Below are 355 nucleotides of genomic sequence, written 5' to 3'. Positions count from 1 at the left end.
CCGCTTCGCACTTTTGCTGGAGATGCTATAAGCAATCGGGGTTCACCGTGCCAGTTGCAACAGGCATAAATGGTTATGGTGATGTGCGCGGTCGCGAACTGCTGCAAAAAATGCAGTTCTGAGATCTGTATATTCAGTTCTTCCCGCAGCTCACGGATTGCAGCCTGGTCGGGTGTTTCACCACTCTCTAGATGTCCGCCGAACAATGCCCAGCAATTCGGGTATGTCCGGCGGTGCGGTGATCTTTTGCCTAACAGGATTTGTCCGTTGCGATAGAGCAGGACATTGCTGATATGACTCATACAGGGATTACAAAACTATCAATCACGCGTTTTTGTCCGGCATGGTCAAAATC

General features: G+C 49.9%; 1 protein-coding gene. It reads right to left on the bottom strand.

Translation table 11 applies throughout. The features are described 5' to 3' along the window. On the bottom strand, positions 1 to 302 hold a 302-nt coding region (locus HBA93_RS19495; RefSeq protein WP_221724394.1), incomplete at its 3' end, for an NUDIX hydrolase. Positions 303 to 355: the final 53 nt, after the last annotated feature.

The sequence above is a fragment of the Ochrobactrum sp. SFR4 genome (genome assembly GCF_019730395.1).
Lineage (GTDB): Bacteria > Pseudomonadota > Alphaproteobacteria > Rhizobiales > Rhizobiaceae > Pseudochrobactrum.
This window is presented reverse-complemented; position numbering and strand designations above follow the sequence as displayed.